The 6872-nt window shown below is 65.2% G+C and carries 2 protein-coding genes; both read left to right on the forward strand.

Translation table 11 applies throughout. The annotated features are described in order from the left end of the window. The coding region (locus BFP96_RS06085; protein ID WP_139113349.1) for a phosphopantetheine-binding protein at positions 1-1020 on the forward strand (1020 nt) is incomplete at its 5' end. A gap of 30 nt (positions 1021-1050) precedes the next feature. Beyond that, a partial coding sequence (locus tag BFP96_RS06090; RefSeq protein ID WP_371914764.1) for an amino acid adenylation domain-containing protein occupies positions 1051-6872 on the forward strand: 5822 nt, incomplete at its 3' end.

The raw sequence follows: 6872 nt of genomic DNA on the forward strand, positions 1-6872 counted from the left end.
GTGGCCCAGGCCAGCTACGACCTGGCCTGGCGCGCGCTGAAGCCGACCTACCTGTTCAACGGCTACGGCCCCACCGAAACCGTGGTCACGCCGCTGCTGTGGAAGGCGCGCAAGGGTGACCCGTGCGGCGCCGTCTACGCGCCCATCGGCACTTTGCTCGGCAACCGCAGCGGCTACGTGCTGGACGCGCAGCTCAACCTGCAACCCATCGGCGTGGCCGGTGAGTTGTACCTGGGCGGCGAGGGCGTGGCCCGGGGTTACCTGGAGCGTCCGGCGTTGACCGCCGAACGTTTCGTGCCGGACCCGTTCGGCAAGCCCGGCAGCCGCGTGTATCGCAGCGGCGACCTGACCCGTGGGCGTCCCGATGGCGTGGTGGATTACCTGGGTCGCGTTGACCATCAAGTGAAAATTCGCGGTTTCCGAATCGAACTCGGCGAAATCGAAGCGCGTCTGCGTGAACAGGACAGCGTCGGCGAAACCGTGGTGGTGGCCCAGGAAGGTTCGACCGGCAAGCAGTTGGTGGCCTACGTGGTGCCGGCCGATGCGACCCTGGCCGACCAGACCGAATTCCGCGACAGCCTGCGTCGCGCCCTGAAAAGCGGCCTGCCGGACTACATGGTGCCGGCGCACTTCGTGTTCCTCGCACAGATGCCGCTGACCCCCAACGGCAAGCTCGACCGCAAGGGCCTGCCGTTGCCGGATGCCAGCCAGATGCAGCAACAGTACGTGGCGCCGCACACCGAACTGGAGCAGCAGATCGCCGCGATCTGGGCCGACGTGCTGCACCTGGCGCAAGTGGGCCTGAACGACAACTTCTTCGAAGTGGGCGGGCATTCCCTGCTGGCCATCCAGATCACCTCGCGGGTGCAGGCCGAGTTGGGCCTGGACGTACCGCTGATGGAACTGTTCCAGACCGAATCACTGCGCGCCTACGTGCAGGCCGCAGCCACTTTCCGCGCCGGCAGCGTGGAAGATTTTGATGACCTTCGTGACTTTTTGAGCGAACTAGAGGCGATTTGAACCATGCTTTCCAACCCTAACATCGACCTGGTGTCGCGCTTTCTTCGCTTGCCTCTGGAACAGCGCCAGCAGTTTTATCAGCGCCTGCAAAGCCGGGGCATGAGTTTCGCTCAACTGCCGATTGCTGCAATCCGTGAGGACGGCCAACGCCTGCCGCTGTCCTATGCCCAGGAGCGTCAGTGGTTTCTCTGGCAGTTGGACCCCGGCAGCGCCACTTACCACATCCCCGGCGCCTTGCGCCTGCACGGTCGCTTGGACCTGGCGGCACTGCAGCGCAGCTTCGACAGCCTGCTGGCCCGACACGAGAGCCTGCGCACCCAACTGGTCGAGGAGGGCGAGCACTTGTGGCAGGCTGTGCTGCCCCAGGCCCGGGTCGAGATTCAACACGCGCAGATCGACGAAGCGCAGTTGATGGCACGGGTGGAAGCGGAGGTGGCGCGGCCGTTCGATTTGCACCAGGCTCCGCTGCTGCGCGTGACCTTGCTGCAACTGGCTGAAGATGACCATGTGCTGGTAATGGTGCAGCACCACATCGTCTCCGACGGCTGGTCAATGCAGGTGATGGTGCAGGAGCTGGTGCAGTTGTATGCCGCCTACAGCCTGGGCCAGGACCTGCAACTGCCGCAGCTGCCGATTCAGTACGCCGACTACGCCCTGTGGCAGCGCGGCTGGATGGAAGCGGGAGAGCGGGCGCGGCAACTGGCTTATTGGCAGGCGCTGCTGGGCGGTGAACAGCCGGTGCTGGAACTGCCGCTGGACCGTCCGCGCCCGGCGCAGCAAAGCCATCGCGGCGCGAGCCTGGAGCTGCATCTACAGCCCGAACTGGTCGCCGGTCTCAAGCGCCTGGCGCAGCAAGAAGGCATCACCCCATTCATGCTGCTGCTCGCGTCCTTCCAGACCTTGTTGTACCGCTACAGCGGGCAGTCGGATATCCGCGTCGGCGTGCCGATTGCCAACCGCAACCGCGTCGAAACCGAGGGGCTGATCGGGTTTTTCGTCAACACCCAAGTGCTCAAGGCTGACCTGGACGGGCAGATGAGCTTTGTCGAGTTGCTGCAACAGACCAAGCGCCGCGCCCTGGAAGCCCAGGCCCACCAGGACCTGCCGTTCGAGCAATTGGTGATGGCGCTCTCGCCTGAGCGCAGCCTGAGCCACAACCCATTGTTCCAGGTGATGTTCAATTATCAGACCGACGCCCAGGGCGGGCGCGACGGCCAGCAACTGCCTGGCCTGCGCGTGGTGGAGCTGGACTGGGACAGCCAGACCACGCATTTCGACCTGAGCCTGGATACCCATGAGTCGGCCGAAGGGCTGTGGGCGGCGTTGAATTACGCCACCGATTTGTTCGACTCAGCGACCATCGAGCGCCTGGTGCAGCACTGGCAGCAGTTGCTGCAGACGGTCGTCAGCGATCCGCGCAGGCGTCTGGCCGAGCTTTCGCTGCTGGATGCTACCGAGCAGCAACGCATGCTTCAGGACTGGAACGCTCCGGCCTGCGCCCGGCAATTGCAAGGCGTACATCTGCTGTTCGAAGACCAGGCCGCCGCGCAGCCTGAACGTCAGGCCCTGGCCCTGGACGACCAGGCCCTCAGCTATGGCGAACTGAACCGCCAGGCCAACCGCCTGGCGCACTACTTGATCGCCCAGGGTATCGGCTCCCAAGCCTTGGTCGGGATCGCCGTGGAGCGCTCCTTCGCCATGGTGGTCAGCTTGCTGGCGGTGCTCAAGACCGGCGCGGCCTATGTGCCGCTGGACCCTGAGTACCCCCGCGAGCGTCTGGTGCACATGCTCGAGGACAGCGATGTGCGCCTGGTGCTGACCCAGTCGCACCTGCGCGATCGCCTGCCATTGCCGGCGCACGCGGTGGCCGTGGAAATCGACCTGGTCCAGGCGCAGTTGGCGCTGTGTGATGAGCACAATCCACCGGCTGTTTTCGAACCGCACAGCCTGGCCTACGTGATCTACACCTCGGGTTCCACCGGCAAACCCAAGGGCGTGGCCATCAGCCATGGCGCATTGAGTGAGTTCGCCTGCATCGCCGCCGACTATTCGCAACTGGTCGCGCAAGACCGGGTATTGCAGTTCGCTACCCTGAATTTTGACGGCTTCGTCGAGCAGTTGTACCCGGCCCTGACCCTCGGTGCCACGGTGGTGCTGCGTGGCCCGCAACTGTGGGACGGTGCCGAGTTGTATCGGCAGATCATCGAGCAGGGCATCACCCTGGCCGACTTGCCGACCGCCTACTGGAAACTGTTCTTGCAGGATTGCCTGGCGGCGGGTGCGCGGCCTTACGGGGCGTTGCGCCAGATGCATATCGGCGGCGAAGCCATGCCCCTCGACGGTCCATTGTTGTGGCAACGGGCGGGCCTGGGCCATGTGCGGCTGCTCAATACCTACGGGCCGACCGAGGCCACCGTGGTCTCCAGCGTGCTGGACTGCACCGACCCCGACGTAATCAGCGGCGTCACCGCCAGCCCCATCGGCCGCGCGCTACCCGGGCGTGGGCTGTATGTGTTGGATCGCGACCTGAATCTGCTGCCTGTCGGTGCCGTAGGCGAACTCTACATCGCCAGCGCCAGCGGCCTGGCCAGCGCTTATCTGCGGCGCCCGAGCCTGACCGCCGAGCGTTTTGTCGCCAACCCGTTCAGTGCCTGCGGCGAGCGGCTTTATCGCAGCGGCGACCTGGCGCGTTATCGCGCCGACGGGGTGGTGGAGTATGTCGGGCGGGTCGACCATCAAGTGAAAGTGCGCGGCTTCCGCATCGAACTGGGCGAGATCGAAACCGTGCTGTTGGCCCAGGACGGCGTGCGCGAAGCGCTGGTGCTGGCTGTCGACAACCAACTGCTGGCCTACCTGGTGCCCGCGCAACCGTCGAGTGAAGCCGAACGCTTGATGAACACCCTGCGCGAACAGCTGCCGGACTACATGGTGCCGGCGCACCTGATCTTCCTCGAGCGCATGCCGCTCAACCCCAACGGTAAGCTGGACCGCCAGGCACTGCCCAAACCGGACGCCAGCACGGCGCTCCAGGACTGGCAGGCGCCGGTCACCGCGTTGCAACAGCAGATCGCTGCGATCTGGGCCGATATTCTCGGCACCGACAACGTCGGTTTGAACCAGCACTTCTTCGAACTGGGCGGGCATTCGCTGCTGGCGATGCAAGTGGTGTCGCGCATTCGCCAGACGCTGCAGCGCGAGGTGCCGCTCAAGGCCTTGTTCGAGCACCCACGGCTGGATGCATTTGTTGCGGCACTGCAGGCCCAGGACAGCCTGGCGCCCAGCGCACCGCCGTTGCTGCCGGTCGGGCGCGAGCACGCCTTGCCGCTGTCGTATGCCCAGGAGCGTCAGTGGTTTCTCTGGCAATTGGAGCCGCACAGCGCCGCCTACCACATTCCCAGTGCGTTGCGCCTGAAAGGGCAACTGGACCTGGGCGCGTTGCAGCGCAGTTTCGATGCGTTGCTGGCCCGGCATGAAAGCCTGCGCACCTGCCTGCGCCAGGAGCATGAGCGTGCAGTGCAAGTGATCGCGCCATCGGCGTCGCTGCAGATCGCTCACGCCGATGTCGACGAGGCTGAACTCCAGGCGCAGGTCGAGGCGCAGATCGCGCAGCCGTTCGACCTGGAACACGGCCCGTTGCTGCGTGTGTCGCTGCTGCGCGTGGCTGCTGGTGAGCATGTGCTGGTGCTGGTGCAGCACCACATCGTCTCCGATGGCTGGTCGATGCAGGTGATGGTCGAAGAACTGGTGCAGCTCTATGCGGGCTACAGCCAGGGCGAGGAAGTGCAGCTGCCGGCGTTGCCGATCCAATATGCCGACTATGCCGTGTGGCAGCGCAATTGGATGGAGGCGGGCGAGAAGAACCGTCAGCTGGCGTACTGGCGCGAAATGCTCGGCGGCGAGCAAAGTGTGCTGGAGTTGCCGTTCGACCACCCGCGTCCCGCCGTGCAAAGCCATCGCGGCGCACGCCTGGCTTTCGAGCTGGACCCCGAGCTGAGCCAACAGCTCAAGGCCTTGGCCCGGCAACAGGGCGTGACCCTGTTCATGTTGCTGCTGGCGTCGTTCCAGACCCTGCTGCACCGCTACAGCGGCCAGGAAGAAATCCGCGTCGGCGTGCCCATCGCCAACCGCAACCGCAGCGAAACCGAGCGGCTGATCGGCTTCTTAGTCAATACCCAGGTCCTCAAGGCGGACCTGCACGGCCAGATGAGCGTCGAGCAGTTGCTGCAACAAACCAGGCAACGCGCGCTTGAGGCCCAGGCCCATCAGGACCTGCCGTTCGAACAGTTGGTGGAAGCCCTGCAACCGGAACGCAGCCTGAGCCACAATCCGCTGTTCCAGGTGATGTTCAACCACCAGACCGACGTCGGCCAGGCCCAGGTCCAGCAGCACCTGCCGCACCTGCTGGTCCAAGGGCTGGAATGGCAAAGCAAGACCGCGCATTTCGACCTCGACCTGGACATTCAGGAGTCCACCGAAGGCATCTGGGCCACCCTGGGTTATGCCCAGGACCTGTTCGAAGCCGGCACCGTGCAACGCATGACGCGCCACTGGCAGAACCTGCTGCAGGGCATGGTCGCCAACCCTCGGCAACCGCTGGGCCAGTTGAACCTGCTGGACGCCGCCGAGCAGCAACACATCCTGCAACTGTGGGACGGCAGCGCCTCCGGTTTCTCGGCCCAGCGTTTGGTGCATGAACTGGTGGCCGACCGTGCCCGGGAAACCCCGGATGCGGTGGCGGTGAAGTTCGCCGACGAGCAGCTCACTTACGGCGAGCTGGATCGCCAGGCCAACCGCCTGGCCCACGCGCTGATCGCCCGTGGCGTCGGCCCGGAAGTGCGCGTGGCGATTGCCATGCCGCGCAGTGCCGAGATCATGGTGGCGTTCCTCGCGGTGTTGAAGGCCGGTGGCGTGTACGTGCCGCTGGATATCGAATACCCGCGTGATCGCCTGCTGTACATGATGCAGGACAGCCGCTCGCGGTTGCTGCTGACCCACTCGACCGTGCAACAGCGCCTCCCGATTCCGCAAGGCCTGCAAGCCCTGGCAGTGGATCAGCTGCAGGACTGGTCCGACGACAATCATGCGGCGCCGAACGTCGCCCTCGACGGCGATAACCTCGCCTACGTGATCTACACCTCCGGCTCCACCGGCATGCCCAAGGGCGTGGCGGTGTCCCACGGGCCACTGGTGGCGCACATCATCGCCACCGGTGAGCGCTATGAAACCCGCCCGGCCGATTGCGAGTTGCACTTCATGTCGTTCGCCTTCGACGGTTCCCACGAGGGTTGGATGCACCCGCTGATCAATGGCGCCAGCGTGCTGATCCGCGACGACAGCCTATGGTTGCCGGAATACACCTATGAACAGATGCACCGGCACAACGTGACCATGGCGGTGTTCCCACCGGTGTACCTGCAGCAACTGGCCGAACACGCCGAACGCGACGGCAACCCTCCAGCCGTTCGGGTGTACTGCTTCGGCGGTGATGCGGTGGCCCAGGCCAGCTACGACCTGGCCTGGCGCGCGCTGAAGCCGACCTACCTGTTCAACGGCTACGGCCCCACCGAAACCGTGGTCACGCCGCTGCTGTGGAAGGCGCGCAAGGGTGACCCGTGCGGCGCCGTCTACGCGCCCATCGGCACTTTGCTCGGCAACCGCAGCGGCTACGTGCTGGACGCGCAGCTCAACCTGCAACCCATCGGCGTGGCCGGTGAGTTGTACCTGGGCGGCGAGGGCGTGGCCCGGGGTTACCTGGAGCGTCCGGCGTTGACCGCCGAACGTTTCGTGCCGGACCCGTTCGGCAAGCCCGGCAGCCGCGTGTATCGCAGCGGCGACCTGACCCGTGGGCGTCC

It is taken from the genome of Pseudomonas sp. 34 E 7, assembly GCF_900005715.1.
GTDB lineage: Bacteria > Pseudomonadota > Gammaproteobacteria > Pseudomonadales > Pseudomonadaceae > Aquipseudomonas > Aquipseudomonas orientalis_A.